13 protein-coding genes are annotated in these 16,001 nt (G+C 65.3%); 7 read left to right on the top strand and 6 right to left on the bottom strand.

The window, feature by feature from the left end:
• Nucleotides 1–33: 33 nt before the first annotated feature.
• Nucleotides 34–2,361, bottom strand: coding sequence for a TonB-dependent receptor (locus tag RMO01_RS11750; RefSeq protein ID WP_309629245.1), 2,328 nt, complete (start codon nt 2,359–2,361; stop codon nt 34–36).
• Between the two features lie 357 nt (nt 2,362–2,718).
• Here RMO01_RS11750 and RMO01_RS11745 point away from each other — a divergent pair, with 357 nt between their 5' ends.
• From RMO01_RS11745 to RMO01_RS11725, 5 genes are all read left to right on the top strand, one after another.
• Nucleotides 2,719–4,077 (top strand): MFS transporter, encoded by a 1,359-nt coding sequence (locus RMO01_RS11745; protein WP_309629244.1) that lies wholly within the window; start codon nt 2,719–2,721, stop codon nt 4,075–4,077.
• Entirely contained in the window at nt 4,074–5,702 is a 1,629-nt protein-coding gene (locus RMO01_RS11740) for an AMP-binding protein (RefSeq protein ID WP_309629243.1), read from the top strand. Before RMO01_RS11745 ends, RMO01_RS11740 begins: the two co-directional genes overlap by 4 nt.
• 31 nt (nt 5,703–5,733) lie before the next feature.
• Nucleotides 5,734–6,672 (top strand): helix-turn-helix domain-containing protein, encoded by a 939-nt coding sequence (locus tag RMO01_RS11735; protein WP_309629242.1) that lies wholly within the window; start codon nt 5,734–5,736, stop codon nt 6,670–6,672.
• Nucleotides 6,673–6,765: 93 nt separating this feature from the next.
• Nucleotides 6,766–7,167 (top strand): nuclear transport factor 2 family protein, encoded by a 402-nt coding sequence (locus RMO01_RS11730; protein ID WP_309629241.1) that lies wholly within the window; start codon nt 6,766–6,768, stop codon nt 7,165–7,167.
• Nucleotides 7,164–7,532, top strand: coding sequence for a nuclear transport factor 2 family protein (locus tag RMO01_RS11725; RefSeq protein ID WP_309629240.1), 369 nt, complete (start codon nt 7,164–7,166; stop codon nt 7,530–7,532). Before RMO01_RS11730 ends, RMO01_RS11725 begins: the two co-directional genes overlap by 4 nt.
• 115 nt (nt 7,533–7,647) lie before the next feature.
• Here RMO01_RS11725 and RMO01_RS11720 read toward each other — a convergent pair whose 3' ends face one another.
• The 5 genes from RMO01_RS11720 to RMO01_RS11700 all read right to left on the bottom strand — a co-directional run bounded on the left by RMO01_RS11720 (nt 7,648) and on the right by RMO01_RS11700 (nt 12,426).
• A complete protein-coding gene (locus RMO01_RS11720; protein ID WP_309629239.1) occupies nt 7,648–9,153 on the bottom strand; it encodes an AMP-binding protein in 1,506 nt (501 codons plus the stop codon).
• On the bottom strand, nt 9,150–9,986 hold the full coding sequence (locus RMO01_RS11715; RefSeq protein ID WP_309629238.1) for a DUF1295 domain-containing protein: 837 nt from the start codon (nt 9,984–9,986) through the stop codon (nt 9,150–9,152). The genes RMO01_RS11720 and RMO01_RS11715 overlap by 4 nt, the downstream gene beginning before the upstream one ends.
• Before the next feature lie 29 nt (nt 9,987–10,015).
• Entirely contained in the window at nt 10,016–10,774 is a 759-nt protein-coding gene (locus RMO01_RS11710) for an SDR family oxidoreductase (RefSeq protein WP_309629237.1), read from the bottom strand.
• An 11-nt stretch (nt 10,775–10,785) separates the two neighbouring features.
• Nucleotides 10,786–11,319 (bottom strand): nuclear transport factor 2 family protein, encoded by a 534-nt coding sequence (locus RMO01_RS11705; RefSeq protein ID WP_309629236.1) that lies wholly within the window; start codon nt 11,317–11,319, stop codon nt 10,786–10,788.
• An 84-nt stretch (nt 11,320–11,403) separates the two neighbouring features.
• On the bottom strand, nt 11,404–12,426 hold the full coding sequence (locus RMO01_RS11700; RefSeq protein ID WP_309629235.1) for a hypothetical protein: 1,023 nt from the start codon (nt 12,424–12,426) through the stop codon (nt 11,404–11,406).
• A gap of 138 nt (nt 12,427–12,564) precedes the next feature.
• Here RMO01_RS11700 and RMO01_RS11695 point away from each other — a divergent pair, with 138 nt between their 5' ends.
• Both RMO01_RS11695 and RMO01_RS11690 read left to right on the top strand, forming a co-directional pair.
• A complete protein-coding gene (locus RMO01_RS11695; protein WP_309629234.1) occupies nt 12,565–13,527 on the top strand; it encodes an SDR family NAD(P)-dependent oxidoreductase in 963 nt (320 codons plus the stop codon).
• Nucleotides 13,528–14,151: 624 nt separating this feature from the next.
• Complete coding sequence (locus RMO01_RS11690; protein ID WP_309629233.1) at nt 14,152–15,879, top strand: response regulator; 1,728 nt, start codon at nt 14,152–14,154, stop codon at nt 15,877–15,879.
• Nucleotides 15,880–16,001: the final 122 nt, after the last annotated feature.

The following is a 16,001-nucleotide window of genomic DNA, read 5'->3' as shown; positions in this document are numbered from 1 at the left end:
CGTCTCAGGTCAGGAAAACCCGGAAGAGGCGGCTCAGAAGTTGCGCCGCAGGGTGACCCCGTAGGTGCGGGGGTCGCCGAGGAAGGCCGAGTAGGATCCCGCCTGGAAGGTCGCGGGGATCACGCGGCGATAGTAGTCCTGGTCGAAGACGTTCCTTGCGAAGACGTCCAGCTGCCAGGCCTCTTTCGCGTCCCGGAGGGAGAAGCGAACATTGGCGGTCGTGAAGCTGTCCTGCACGCGGTTCGGATCGAACCCGCCCGTGAAGAACTCCGAGGAATAGCGGGCGTCGGCGTAGGCCACAGCCGTCAGGCCGTCGCCGATCGGGAACTCCCAGGTCACCGAGGAGACATTGACCCAGTCGGGCGACTGCTCGAGCTCAAGGCCGGAGTACTGACGGTTCAGCACGTTCACCGGATAATAGGCATCGGTATAGCTGAGGCCGTTGGTAAGGGTCAGGCCGGGGGTCGGCTCCCAGGTGACTTCAAGCTCGGCGCCCTTGGTGATGACCTCGGCCAGCGAACGGACCACGAAGCTGACGCCCGTAAACTCGATCAGTTGGAAACCTTCGAAGGCCTGGTGGAAGGCCGCGAAGTTGGCGCGCAGGGTGCGGTCGAAGAACTCGCCCTTGATGCCGAACTCATAGGCGTCGACCGTCTCCTCGACGAAGGCCAGATCGCGCGCGTTCGGCGTGGCGGGGGTGGTGAAGCCGGCGCGATCGAAGTTGTAGCCTCCCGACTTGTAGCCCCGCGAGTAGGAGGCATAGGTGTTGAGTGACTGGCTGACCCGGTAGGCGATGTTCACCGTTCCGGTCGTGGCCTCTTCGGTGCGCGCGTCGGTGTCGCCCGAGGGGTTCAGGCGCGTGTCCCAGAAGGGGGCGCAGAACCGGGTAATGCCGGCGGCGTCACTGGTGCGGACGGCACTGTCACAGGCCGGGTTGAAGTTCTCGCCCCGGTAGGTGATTTCCTTGTCATTCTGCGTATAGCGCAGGCCTGCGGTGATGCTCAGCGCATCCGTGACGCGGAAGACGTTGTGGGTGAAGAAGGAGAGGTCCTGCCCACTCTGCTCACCGATGCCGCGTGCGCCATCGCCGGGCCGGAAGGCGGCGAGCGTCGAGGCCTGGAAGGTCGCCGCGCCGCCGTAGATCAGCGGATAGTCGGCCCCCATGCGGAAGGCGCTGTCGTTCAGCACCGTCTCGTCGGAGTAGAACAGCCCCACCAGCCAGTCGATCCGGCCGTTTTCGCCCTGTAGACGCAGTTCCTGGGTCAGAACGTCGAATCCCTGGTGCAAGCCGTCGGGCGCGAAGAAGCCCAGGTCAGCGCCCGAGTGGTCGAAGTCCTGGGAGCGGAAAGCTTCCCAGCTGCGGAAGGCGCTGACCGAGTTCAGCGTCGCCCAGCCCAGATCCCACTCCGCCGAGGCGGACACGCCCATATCCTCGATGTCCTCCTGGTTCTGGCGGATGTTGTTCTTGGAGGCGCGGCGATCGAACGGATTGGTCGACGGATAGCCGATGCCTCCGCGCGCGGCCGCCAACTGGTTGACCAGGTTGTAGGTGGGGCCGGCGATGGCGAGAAGCGCGACACAGCAGTTTTCGTTGCGGTTGGTGTAGTCGGCCGAGAAGGTCCAGCTCAGGGTCTCGGACGGACGCCACAGCAGCTTGCCGCGGACGAACTGACGGTCGAGGTTGTCCAGGCTCTCTCCCGAGTTGGCGTCGGAGTGGAAGCCGTCGCGGAGCTCGTAGCTGCCCTCGATACGCAGGGCCAGTTCGTCGTCGACCAGCGGGAAGTTCGCGGCGCCCGAGATCCGGCGATCCTCGAAGCTGCCGTAGGACCCGGTGATATTGCCGCTGATACCGTTGAAATCCGGCTGTTTCGTCGTGACGTTGATGATACCCGAAGACGTGTTGCGGCCGAAGAGGGTGCCCTGTGGCCCGCGCAGGACTTCGATACCCTGAAGGTCGCCGAGTTCAGAAAGGGCGACCCCCGTGCGGGCCCGGATCACGCCGTCGATGATCACGCCGACTGAGGATTCCAGACCCGGGTTGGTCGAGGTGGTGCCCACGCCGCGAATGCGGATCGAGGAGTCCGAACCGCCGCCGGGAGTCTGGAATTGGACACTGGGGGCCAGACTGGTCAACTCACGGATGTCGCTGACGCCGGAGTTCTCCAGCTGCTCGCCGCTGACTGCGGTCACGGCGACCGGCGCCTCAATCAGACGCTGCGCGCGGCGTGTGGCAGTGACGATGATCTCATCGACGACCGTCGCCTCCTGCCCGGAGGGCGCGGTCTGGGCCAGGGCCGGCGTCGCGGAAAGCGTCGCGGCGATGAGCAATGCGGATACGCTGACTGTGCCTCTGATGTTCACGCCCAATCCTCCCATGAGCCCCCGTTAGCCGAGGTGCTTCTGGTGACAATGTGTAACTGGCGAATTGAGACTGTCAAATAGCTTTTGTAATCAGACTGAGTTGTGTGCTTCTGTGTCAACATGGCGACACGCTCCAGCCACGCTTGGAGTGCGCCGCCTCCGACCGAACGTAGATTCGGCGAAATGTTCGGACAGTTATTCGTTCGAAAACAGGGAGTTGAGAGTGTGTTATCGCCGATCACCCTATTTCGGAATCAGTGGGAAGTTCGCTTCCGCCAATGCGGGTGCGAAGAAAACGGCCGACTATCTCGCAACTGCGAAAGTGACTTTCATCTTGAGATTTAACGAGGTCACGGCATGAGTGGAAGTGACGGTGTTATGGGCGTCGGACAGCCCCCGGCGCCGAGGATCTGGCCTCATTCCGGCTGGGCCTGGTTCGCCGTCGCGGCCCTGATGGTCGCCTATACGTCCAGCTTCATCGACCGCCAGATCCTGACCCTGCTGGTCCAGCCGATCCGCGCCGACCTGACCATCTCCGACACCCAGTTCAGCCTTCTGGCGGGGATTGCCTTCTCCCTGTTCTACACCGTCATGGGCGTGCCCCTTGCCCGGCTGGCGGACCGGGGCAGCCGGCGCTGGATCATCTTCTGGGGGATCGTGGTCTGGAGCGTGATGACCGTGGCCTGCGGTCTGGCCAACAGCTTCTGGGCCCTGTTCGCCGCGCGTATCGGCGTGGGAATCGGCGAGGCCGCCCTGTCGCCCGCCGCCTATTCGATGATCTCCGACTACTTCCCGCCGCGTCAGCGGGCCCGGGCCCTCGCCGTCTACTCCATGGCCCCCTATCTCGGCGCGGGTCTGGCCCTGATGATCGGCGGTGCGGTGATCGACATGATCGCCCAGGCCGGCGCGATGCGGTTGCCGCTGGTCGGCGAACTGGCGGCCTGGCAGCAGACCTTCATCCTCGTCGGCGCGCCGGGCCTGCTGATCGCCGCCCTGTTCATCGTCGTCCGCGAGCCGCCGCGCCAGGGAGTGACGAAGTCCGGCGTCCAGGCGGGCGTCCTGAAATACATGTGGGCCCGCAAATCGACCTTCTACGTCCTGATCATGGCCTTCTCGATCTTTGGCATGGCGGGCATTTCCTACCTGGCCTGGGCTCCGGCGGTGCTGATCCGCCAGCACGGGATGACGCCCGCCGAGGTCGGTTTCGCCTATGGCGCCGTGCTTCTGGCGGCCGCCACGCCGGGCGTCCTGGTCGGCGGCTGGATGACCGACTGGTTCGCCAACCGGGGCCGCACCGACGCCCCCGTCCGGGTCGCGATCGGCGCCCTGATCGCCAGCATCCCCTTCGCTGTCGCCATGCCCCTGATGCCGACGCAAGCCTTGGCCATCGCCGCGCTGGCCGGGTTCAGCTTCTTCGCCGGCGTAATGAACAGCCTGCCCGCCACCGCGCTTCAGTCCGTCGCGCCGAACCAGCTGCGGGCCCAGATCACGGCGATCTATTTCCTGATCGGCAATCTGGTGTCGCTGGGCCTCGGCCCGACCATCGTGGCGGCGATCAGCGACAACCTGCTGGGCGGCGACCACAACATCGGCCTGTCGCTGGCCATCGTCAGCGGCGTCACCATAACCATCGCCTCCCTGCTCCTGACCCGCGCGCTGAAGCCCTTCCGGGCCAGCGTCGAGGAAGCCCGCGAATGGCAGGAGCCGGCCCGGTGAGCGAGAGACTTTCACTCCCCTGGTTCGAACCCGCGCCTCCGACGGCCGAGGACTGCGTCATCCCCCGGCTGATCGACCGATGGGCCGCCGAGACGCCGGACACGGTCTTCATCCGCTTCGAGACCGGCGAGACCTGGACCTGGGCCGAAACTCGCAGGCGCGCCCTGTCCACCGCCGCCGCCCTGCAGGCGCGCGGCGTGAAGGGCGGTGACATCGTCGCGGCCTGCGCGCCGAACGGCCCGGCCCTGCTGCGCGCCTGGTTCGGCGCCAACTATGCGGGCGCCGCCCTCGCCCCGATCAACACCAGCTTCCGAGGCAAGTTGCTGGAGCACGCCGTCGGCAAGACCGGCGCGAAGGTGATGATCGTTCATCCCGATCTGGCGCCGCGCCTCGAAGGCCTGTCGTTGGGAGTTGCTGAACGGCTGATCCTGACCGGCGCGTCAGAGCCATTGAATTTGCCCGTTGAGATCGAGGACGCCTCGGCGCTCGACGGCGATCCTGCGGCCTGCGTGTTCGTCGACCAGCACCCCTGGGATTCGCCGGTGATCATCTTCACCTCCGGCACGACCGGTCCGTCCAAGGCGGTCATCACCTCCTATGTGCAGGAGTGGACCACGGCCAAGGTCACCTACGGCTACATGGTCCAGTCCGACCGGATGCTGGTGAACCTGCCGATGTTCCACGTCGGCGGCATCGCCGCGATCACGGCGGCGGTGGCGTGCGGCGGCTCGGTCGCCCTGTTCGAGGCCTTCGACACCCGCCGCTTCTGGGACACGGTGCGCGAGACCGGCGCGACGGTCTGCTCGGGTCTGATCGGCGCCCTGACCTCCTTCCTGATGAAGGAGCCACCCAAGGCCGACGATGCCGACAATCCGCTGCGGATGGTGACCCTGTCGCCTATCAACGAGGACACCATAGCGCTGGGGAAACGGTTCGGCTTCGACTACCTGTCCGGCTTCAACATGACCGAGGTGTCCGGCCCGCTGATCAGCGCGGTCAACGATCCGGTGATGCGCTCGTGTGGCCGCGTCCGCGTCGGTATGGAGTGCCGCATCGTCGACGACCACGACAACGAAGTTCCGCACGGCCAGCCCGGCGAACTGGTCATCCGGTCGGACAATCCGTGGACGCTCTTCTCCGGCTATCTCGGCGACCCTGAGGCTACCGCGAAGGCCTGGCTCAACGGCTGGTTCCACACCGGCGACCTGATGTGGCGCGACGCACAGGGCTGCTTCTTCTTCGTCGACCGCAAGAAGGACGCGATCCGCAGGCGGGGCGAGAACATGTCCTCGCTGGAGATCGAGATCGAGGTCGTCGCTCACCCGTCGGTGCGCGAATGCGCCGCCTATGCCGTCGACCTGCCGGGCGGCGAGCAGGAGGTCATGGTGGCCGTGGCCCCCGTCGACGGCGCCGAGATCGATCCCCGCGAACTGGTGGAATGGCTGATCCCGCGCATGACCCATTTCATGGTGCCGCGCTATGTCCGGGTCGAGACCGCCCTGCCCAAGACGCCGACCAACAAGATCCAGAAGACGGGGCTTCGGGACGAAGGGGTGACCGCCGCCACTTTCGACCGGGAGGCGGCCGGGCTGGTCGTTCGACGCCAGAAATTGTCGGTTGCTTGATAAGACCTAACCGCGCTGTCTAAGAGAGACCATGTCTCGTACTGGGCCGAAAATCCGTCTGGTTCCAAAGAGCTCCGTCAACCGCGCCCTTAACGCTTTGGGGGATCGATGGAGCCTGCTGGTCGTGCAGGAGGCCTTCCTGGGGGCCACGCGGTTCGAGGAGTTCCACGCCCGTCTGGGCGGCGCACGCTCCACCCTGTCCAGCCGGCTCGCCGCGCTGGAACGCCACGGGATCCTGGTCAAGAAGCCCCACAAGGATGAGGGCGTGCGCATGGCCTATCATCTGACGCCGCGCGGCCTCGGCCTGTTCGATTCCATGATGCTGATGTGGGGCTGGGGCGTGCGCTGGGGCGTGACCGGCGGCCGGGCGCCGACGGTCTTCACCCATACCGAATGCAGTAAGGCCATGTTGCCGGAACTCCGCTGCGGCGGCTGCGGCGAGCTACTGACGTTGCATACCTGCAGCTTCACCCCCGGCCCCGGACAGGGGATGGAGAGGCTGCCGGTGCAGCGGATGCACCGGCGTCGCCAGCCCAATGCGGAGGCTCCGACGATCGAACTGGTCGACCTGCTCGGTGACCGCTGGACCGCGCTTGTGGTCAGCGTCCAATATTTCGGACTGCACAGGTTCGATGAAATCCAGGAGATGCTCGGCATCGCCTCCAACATCCTGACCGACCGGCTGCGGACACTAGAGATATCCGGCATATTCGAGCGTCGCCTCTACGAGATGACGCCGCCCCGCTATCAGTACCGGCTGACCAAGAAGGGTCAGGACCTCTATCCCCACGCCCTGGCCATGATGACCTGGGCCGACACCCACCTGAAGGACCGGGCCGGGCCGCCGGTGAAGATCAAGCACGTCTGTGGCGAACCCCTGAGCGCCCAGGTCAGCTGCAGCGCCTGCAAGGGGCGGCTGACGCTGCAAAACGTGCTGATGAAGGCAAGTCGGATCAAGCCGACGGCGTAGCAAAAGTTCGTGTTTGAAAGCGTCTTCGCTGCGCTTGCATTAGCAGACTTCTGGTCCTAGCGTTTCGGCAACGAAGAGCTAGGAGACGGCGCCGTGGGTCAGAACATGAAGGTCGTGGAGGCCATGATGGCCGCCTGGAAGAAGCGCGATGTGGAAGGCTTCATCGCCACCCTCGCCGACGATATCGAATACCACTGGCACCCCACGAAACGTCCGGCTGTGGGCAAGGACAAGATGCGGAAATTCCTGTCCAACTACGAGGCCGGCTTCGACCAGCAGGAGTGGCGCGTCACCCATTCGGCCGAGAACGGAGAGGTCCTGTTCGTCGAGGGCATGGAGGTCCTGGTCGATCGTGCTTCGGGGGTGAAGATCGATAACCCCTTCGTTCAGGTCTTCCAGGTTCGCGACGGCCTGATCTACCGGATGCGCGACTACTACGACACGTCGCAGGTCCATGCGCCGGCGAAGCCCGAGACTGCAAAGGCCTCGGCATGAGTACGCCGATCGAACGCCTGCGAGCGTTGATGGCGGTGTCGGAGGCCCGGGACAAGCCCGCCTTCCTCGACTTCTTCGCCGACGACGTCGAATACCACTACCACGTCGGCACCCGCCCCCTGATCGGGAAGGAGTGGGTCGACCGGTTCATCACGAAATACTGGGTCAACCATTCGGCGACGAAGTGGACGCTCGTGAACTGGGCCGAAAACGGCGACAAGGTGCTAACCGAGGGTCAGGAGGACTACGTCAACGCCGACGGCGTCAGCGTCTCCCATCCTTACATGGGCATCATCGAATTCCGGGACGGAAAGATCGTCGCCTGGCGCGACTATTTCCAGATGAAGGACCCGGCGGCGTCCTGAAGCTGAATCGGCTCAGTTTAACTAATTAGACCAATAGCTTGCATCATAATTGTGCGAGACTGGGTTCGGAATTGCACTCGCTGGACTCGGTGTACTCCGAGTCCAGCCCGCGCCTCTAAACGGCCTGCATCCGCTCGGCCCGCAAGGCCGAGCGACGCACCTTGCCCGCATCGTCACGCAGCCGTTCGGTCGTAACCTCCAGCGAGCGCGGCCGCTTGTAGGGCGCGATCCGCTCGGCCAGGAAGGCGTTCAGCCCCGCCTGGTCCAGAGCCCCGTCCGCCGTCTCAACGATGGCGTGAACGCGCTGGCCGAAATCGGCGTCGGGCAGTCCCACCACCACGCTGCATTGGACGCCGGGGAAGCTGTCGATCGCCGCCTCGACCTCGGCGGGATAGACGTTGGCCCCGCCCGAAACGATCATGTCCACGCGCCGATCGGCCAGGTAGAGCCAGCCGTCCTCATCGACATATCCCATGTCGCCCAGGGTCTCGAACGTCCCGTTCGCGCGCGGCTCGGCGCCGAGGTATCTGTAGGTCGTCCCCTGCCCCCGCAACGGCATGAAATAGATCTCGCCGATCTCGCCGGGGGCACAGGCTTCGCCGGCTTCGTTCAGCACCTTCATCTCATAGCCGGGCAAGACCTTCCCGACCGAGCCGGGGTGATCCAGCCATTCGACCCCGCGAATACCAGTCCCGCCGAGGGCCTCGGTGCCGGTGTAGATCTCCCAGACCGTCTCCGGGCCCACCCACTCGATCCACTTCTGCTTCAACCAGGGAGGACAGGCGGCGGCGATGTGCATGACGGCGTCCAGCGACGAGACGTCATGTTTCGCCTTCACATCGTCTGGAAGGGACCAGATCCGGTGCATCATGGTCGGCACCTGGAACAGCCAGCTGACCCTGTACTGGTCGATCAGCCGCAGTGTTTCCTCCGCATCGAAACGCGGCATCAGGACGATGTGCAGCCCCCAGCCCATCGCGAAACAGGTCATGCCGAAGGGAGCCGCATGGTACAGCGGCCCGGGATTCAGCAGCACATCCTCGGGGATCATGCCGAGCAGCAGAACGTCGGGGTCGACCATCGCCGGCGCCATGTCGACGATGACCTTGGGTCGGCCGGTCGAGCCGCCGCTGGCGATGGCCTTCAGATGTTTCGACACGATCTCCGGCAGGGGCGAAGGATCCGCCGACGCGTCATACGTCTCCGCCTCGGACAGGCGAGGCGTATCGCCCGTCCTGGACCCATCCTCGATGACGATCAGGCGGGGCTTGAGCAGATCGAGGATGCCGGCCAGTTCGATCGCAGGCAGCTTGTGCGACAGGGGCGCCGGGGTCGCGCCGAGCGCCCACACGGCGAAGGCCAGCTCCAGAAACGCAGGGCAGTTCGGCAGGGCGATGGCGACGAAATCGCCTTCCACCACCCCGGCCTTCTGCAGCGTCCGCGCCCTGCGGTTGACCCGGTCCGCCAGCTCGCGCCGCGTCAGGGTCACGCCTTCAAAGGTCAGGGCCGGGCGATCCGGATCCCTCTCGGCGTGGACATTCAACAGGGCGCCCACCGCCCGGGGCGCCGGCATGGCGACCCCCGGCGTGGACATCATACGCGGCCTGGCGGGACGGATCATGCGGGCGACTTCGTCTCCACGGCGGCCGCCTTCCTGGGCGGCCAGGGAATCATCAGGCTGGTCCGGGCCATATAGCCCTCGTAGCCAGGACGCGTGTGCTTCAGTCGCTTTTCGTACGACACGCCCCCGCTGTACTTCAAGAACATCACGATCAGTAGCAGAGGCCCGACGATCGAGGCCGCGCCCAGCAGCCCCGACTCCGCCGCGATCAGCCACAGGCCGAACCAGACGCACAGGTCGCCGAAATAGTTGGGGTGCTGGGTATAGCGCCACAGGCCCTTGTCCATGACAGTCCCCGCCGTGCCCGGCGTCTTCTTGAACCGCACCATCTGCCAGTCGCCCAGGCTTTCGAAGATGATGCCGAAGACGGTCAGGCCGGCGCCGATCCAGCCGAGGATCCCTACCGCGACCGGCGTCGCCGACAGCTGGCCCAGCTGCACAGGCAGGCTGACGATGAACAGGATGGGCGACTGCAGCTGGAACACCAGGACCCATGCGGCCCTGGGATAGCTCATGCCCTTTTCCTGAGCCCGGTCGAGCATCTTTACATAACGTCTGTCCGGCCCGTGATCGCGCCAGCGCCACAGCATGTAGCCGCCCAGCCGCAGGCCCCAGACGCAGACCAGGACGAGGATCAGCTGCATCCGCTGGTCCGAGCCGTCGGCCATCAGGAAGGTGGTCACCCCCATGAAGGCCAGGCCCAGGGCCCACCAGGCGTCAACGAAGGTCACGTCCCGGATGGCGACGCCGATCCCCCAGAGAATGACGAAGGACGCGACGCAGATGACGAAATTGATCCCGAGGATGGTCAGGATTTCGGTAATGGGCGGCATATGGACTGGTCTCCCCCTCGTGATCGGCTCTAGCGGCCGGTAGACAGTTCCGTGGCGTGCAGCATCCTGGCCATGCCCCGTTCCATCCCCTTGGGATCACGGGCCAGGGCGGCGCGGCTCTCGACCGCAAACCGGTCGGTGTCGATCTCGTCGACGCCTCGCGTGATCCCCTTCATGGCGGCGCCGGCGATGTCCTCGGGCCGTTCCTTGGCGCCCTTCACGTGCGAGGCCATCCGGGTGTCGACCGAGCCGACGATCAGGGAGGTGACGGTGGTCCCCTGCCCGGCCAGTTCGGCGCGGATGCAGGTCCCGGCCGCCCGCATGGCGAATTTCGACGGGCTGTAGCCGCCCATGTTCGGCACGGCGACGATGCCCGCGACCGACAGAACGTTCAAAATCGCCCCGCCCCCGTTGGCCTTGAGCACGGGCGCGAAGGCCCGCGACATGGCGACGGGGCCGAAATAGTTGACCTCCATCTCCTCGCGCATGGCTGACATGTCGTCGGCGCCGATCAGCAGATTACCAGTGGAGACGCCTGCATTGTTGACCACCACCGACACATCGGGACAGGCCACAGCCGCGGCCGCGATCGTCTCCGGCCTCGTGACGTCGAGCGTCACGGCCACGACCTTGCCCGGGTACTGATCAACGAGGTGCTGCGCCGACGCCGGATCGCGGGCGCCGGCGTAGACCCTGGCGGCGCCCTGTTGGATCAGCACATGGACGAAGCCTTCGCCAATGCCCCTGTTGGCCCCGGTGACGATGGCGACTGAGCCCTGAACTTCCATGGCCCCGTCCCTCACGCGGCGGGGGTGTAGAGGATGTCATCCGGCTTCTTGCCGCCGCGTCGCAGCAGGGACGGATCCCGGGTGATCGCACCGCGCGCCCAGGTCTCGGAGAGCTCGTGCTCCTCGTTCCATTCCCAGCACATATTGCGGCGCTTGATACGCCACTCGGCGCCGCGCTTCTCCATGTGGTCGACACAGCGCGCGAGCGTCCGCGTGTCGAACTCCTGCCCCTTCACCGTCAGGCGTGAGGCCGTCAGGATGTAGGACTCGGCGACGGCCGTCGTCGGCCCGGTGAGGTCGATGACCATGTTCATGGCAAGATGGTTCATCAGCCCGGCCTTGGGCAGACGCTCCTTGACCACCGCCACCCATTCGCACGCCGGGCCGTCGAAGGTGCCGCCGTGGTCCTCCCAGCCGTCGGGCCAGTAGGCGCGTTCAACGAGGTCGGAATCCGCACGATCGCAGCCGCGCAGGAACTTCAACAGCACCTCCTCGATCGCCTTCTTGTCGAGCAGGGCCTGAACCTCAGGGTCGCGGTCGGCCATCCTGGTATCCTCCGATGACTGATATTCAGTCTTGAAACGAAAGTGACATGGCTTGCGTTAGCGGGCAAGTCGCTTTGGCCGGCTTCAGAGCCTGAGCAGGCCCGGCGGCGCGGCGACCACGCGCGGGATCGCCTGCAACACCATCGCCGCCACAGCGAACTGTTCCGGCTTCGTGCGAACACCGTCGGGCGCGGTGTTGACCAGGTCCATCGCGATCCGGACGCCTGGCAGGCCGTCGACCTCGATCTCCCAATGCGGCTTGCCGGCGAACGGCGCCTGGGCCGGATCCATGATCCAGTTGACCTCATGCGTGATGCGCCGCACCCCGTCGATCAGGCCGTGCACGCGCCAGGTCGTGGCCGCAACCGAGCCCTTCGGGATGATCCCTGCGGCGATGGTCAGATCGCGTTCGGCCAGGCTGACGGCATGATCCGCTTCGTACCGGTCCAGTTCCAGACCGAGCCGCACGGCCAGGCCCTCGACGCTCTGCGAAAACATGGCCGTGAAGGTTTCCGCCAGCGGCCCGTTCGCAAGGTCGATCGCTCCCGGAGCGGAACCAAACCCCAGCGCCCCGAAGACATAGTCCGGGTTCGGAACCGTTGTGCAGTCGATGATTTCCCGGGTCGCGATGTTGCGGTGTGACAGACACAGCGAGACCGCATTGACCGCCATCCGCTCCGCGACCCAGCCCGGATTGACTCCCGTGCCGGCCAGGGTCGCGCCTCCCTTCCGCGCGCTCTCCGCCAGCCCGTTCGCATAGGCGAGGCCGAGGACCGCGGGTTCGAAATAGTGGTTGATGCTGACGACGTTCTTGCCGGATTCCAGCAGCCGCTTCACGTCCGCGTCGTGGCCGCCATAGGGGTCCGACAGCATAGGCGTATGGATCACCACATCTGCGTCGAGCGCCAGGATGTCGTCGATCAAGCGGGTGGCGATCACTCCGGTTTCGGGCCTGCGCGCGATGTCGCCGGCGTCGCGTCCGGCCTTGGCCTCGCCATAGACGAACAGGCCGACCAGTTGGAAGCGGTCGTCGTCCAGCACCGACCGCAGGCAGGCCTTGCCCATGGAGCCGGTCGCCCACTGGATCACCCGAATGGGTCTGGTCATCACGCCTCCTCGACGCTGCCGCCGCGTCTCGCTGCTCCAACGCTGACGACATAAGTCCAGAAACGCAAGCCACTTGCCAACCCTCGCTGAACGATTAGTGTGCTTACGCAAGCGACAGCGGTCGCGCGGAGAAGCCCCATGGCCGAGCCCCCCTTCTGGCAGGCGCTGATGAAGTCGGCGAATTTCTACGCCCGCTTTGCGCCGTCCTTCACAAGGGTGGGCTATGTCGCGCGGGGCATCCCGTTCAAGCCTGTGAAGGCGAACTACACCGGTCAGAACTGGCTTGTGACCGGCGCCACCGGGGGTCTGGGCAAGGCCACGGCGCTCCGCGCCACGGCCAAGGGCGCGACCGTCTACGCCATCGGCCGCAATGTGAAGGCCTTGGGCGACCTGGTGCGTGAGGCCGAAGGTCCCGGCAAGATCGTGCCCGTGACCTGCGACCTGTCGTCCATGTCAGCCGTGGCCGGCCTGTCGAAACGGCCCGAGATCGCGGCCACGAAATTCGACGTCGTCGTCAACAACGTCGGCCTGCTGATGCGCGAGTTCAAGGCCACGTCCGAGGGCCTTGAAACCTCCTACGCCACCAATCTTCTGGGCCACTGGATTCTGACCGAGGACCTGCACAAGGCTGGCGAACTAAAGCCGGGCGCGGCCATCATCAACGTCGTCTCCGGCGGCCTCTATAACCTCGGCCTCAACAAGAAGATGCTCAACATCCCCGAGGCGCATTTCAACGGCTTCGCCGCCTATGCCGCCCACAAGCGCGCCCAGCTGGCCCTGGCCGAGCACTGGCGCTCCGCCTGGGCCACGGACAGGATCAGGACCTACGCCGTCCACCCAGGCTGGGCCGACACCGCCGGGGTGAAGACGAGCCTGCCGAAATTCCGCAAGATCCTCGCCCCCATCCTCAGAAACGACCACGAAGGCGCCGACACCATCGACTGGCTGGCCGCGACCCGGCCGCCCGAGGTCGTCGACGAAATCTGGTTCGACCGCAAACCCCGCACCGCCCACGCCTATCCGCACACTCGCAACCCGCGCACGTCCGTCGCCGACGTGGTCGCCTTCCTCGAAGCAGATCGAACACGCCTGGCCGTTTGACGGGTTCTGCCAGCCCTGCCCGCTGCCAGGTCGGCATCAGCGTCGCCGTATGGCCCCCTCCAGCAACCCGTTCCGCTATTCGGCAGTGCGCCGGAGGTGATCCGCGTCTCGTAGCGGATTTCGATGCCGCGCTCGGCCGAGTGCGCCGGAGGTGATCCGCGTCACGTAGCGGATTTCGATGCCGCGCTCGGCCGGCAGGTCCTCCACCTTCCGGCGCGGCAGCGGGTTAGTTAACCCTCGGCATCGAGGCCGCAATGAAAGACGTCTGCGATACCCCCAGACAGGAGATCGGCCGCTGGGCTGACAACAGGCCTGCCCCCGCCGTCGAGGAGAACGGGCCATGCTCCGCTTCCGGCAGATGAAGATGCTGCAGCAGTTCAGCTCAGTGCACGCAGCCTTCCAGAACCCCGTCAGCCAGGATCGCCCACTCATGAGCCAGGAGACCTGAAAGGCCCAACGCTCAGCCGCCCTGGCTGAGTGGCAGACGCCGCGCCGTCGGACGGGCTCTTCGGGTGTCGAGCAGCCATCGCACCTTTTCGCGACCGCAGGGCTTCCAACTGCCACGCTTAGCAATGAACTTTCAATGGTTTATCGTGACGGTCTCCCGGCAGGGAGTTGCGTAGAATGACTATCTTCCAACGCCGTCTGGTTGGCGTCGCCATGATGGCTCGGGCGCGCCAGTGGCGGACACGTGTCGCGCTGGGCATTATCATCGCCCTGGCCTTTTTCACCATGACGGGCGCCGCGTTCGCCCTCGCCTGGTTGGTCATCTATGCCCTGCTCCAGATAATCGAACTCCGCCTCTTCAAGGCGGCTGGCCGACCTGAGGGGTGGGTTCCCGGCCAGACGTGGTGCTGGACCGCCGTTGGCTACATCAGCATGAACAACCTGGTTTTCGGGGCCTTCGCCGCGCGACAGGCCTTCAGTGGTTCGGAGCTTGGGTTCGTCGGAGCCGCATTATTGATCGCAGGGGCGATCGTGAATGGCGTGATTGTCAGCGCGGGCTCGAGACATCTGACCTGGGCGTCCATCGGGCCGCAGATCCTGTGTTTCTCCGCCCTCGCCGTTTCCACGGTTATGAGTGGTCACTCCCCGCTTCTGGCGGCGCAGATCGCCGGTGCCAGCCTTCTCTTCGTTGTGGCCGCCTCGGCGGCGTCGTTGCAGCTGTCCGCCAAGCTCAAGCAGGCGGAGGACGGTCGCGAAGCGGCGGAGGCGGCCAATGTGGCCAAGAGCCAGTTCCTCGCCAACATGAGCCATGAGATCCGTACGCCGCTGAATGGCGTGGTCAGTATGGCGGACCTCCTGAGCCGGTCCGACCTGAGCCCGGCGGACCGGGAAATGGTGGATATCATCCGGTCGTCCAGTGACACGCTAACTAACCTGCTCAGCGACATCCTCGACATGGCCCGGATCGAAGCCGGCGAGGTGGCTCTGGAGGAGGCGCCCTATCATCTGGGTGACATGCTCCGCGCCGCGTGCGCGTTATTCGCCCTGAGAGCCGAAGAAAAGAACGTCTCGCTCCGGCTCGATCTGCCGGAGGATCTCGACCGCATGATGGTGGGAGATGCAGGGCGAACCCGGCAGGTGGTCAGCAATCTGATCGCGAATGCGGTGAAGTTCACTTCCATCGGCCGGGTCAGCGTAAGCGCCCGGCTCACGCCCGGAGGGCGGGTCCGCCTGAAGGTGTCGGATACAGGCATCGGCTTCGATACAGGCAAAGGCGCCGACCTATTCGCTCGCTTCCAGCAGGCGGACGGGTCGATCACGCGTCGATTTGGCGGAACCGGGCTGGGCTTGTCGATTTCCCGGAATCTGGTCGAGCTGATGGGCGGCTCCATGGGCTGTTCGAGCATCCCGGGCGTGGGGTCCGAATTCTGGGCGGACCTGCCCTTCGTGGCGGCCGACACGGGTCGATCCGAACGCGTAGAGGACGATCAGGGCTTGCCCATGGATCGATCCGTCCGCGTCCTTGTCGCCGACGACCACGCCACGAACCTGAAGGTCGTGGCTCTCATCCTCGATCAGGCGGGCGTTGAAAGCCTGGCGGTGGAGAACGGTCTTGAAGCGGTGAACGCGTTCCGAACGGGCAGGTTCGATGCTATCCTGATGGATATGCAAATGCCTGTCATGGATGGTCTGACTGCGATCCGGGAAATCCGAAAACTCGAACGCGAGCTCGGCCGGGATCGCGTGCCGATTGCCGTGCTGTCCGCCAATGCCATGGCCGACCATGTCGCAGCGGCGATGGATGCCGGGGCTGATGCGCACATCGCCAAACCGGTCAAACCCGCGACCTTGATCGAGGCGATCGGGCAGCTGTTGGATGGCGGCGACCCCAAAAGCCCCAGCTAACGGCTCGACGCCGCCGACTGTCGAACTTCCCGGCAGCTGCCGATGCCGGCTCTCGACACAAGGCGGACGCTGACCCCATCCCCCACAGGTGGATGGGAGGTCACGACCAATGACGCTTGACT

Source organism: Brevundimonas sp., assembly GCF_031412435.1.
GTDB lineage: Bacteria > Pseudomonadota > Alphaproteobacteria > Caulobacterales > Caulobacteraceae > Brevundimonas.
The sequence above is the reverse complement of the archived record's forward strand: the minus strand, read 5'-3'. Positions and strand labels throughout refer to the sequence as shown.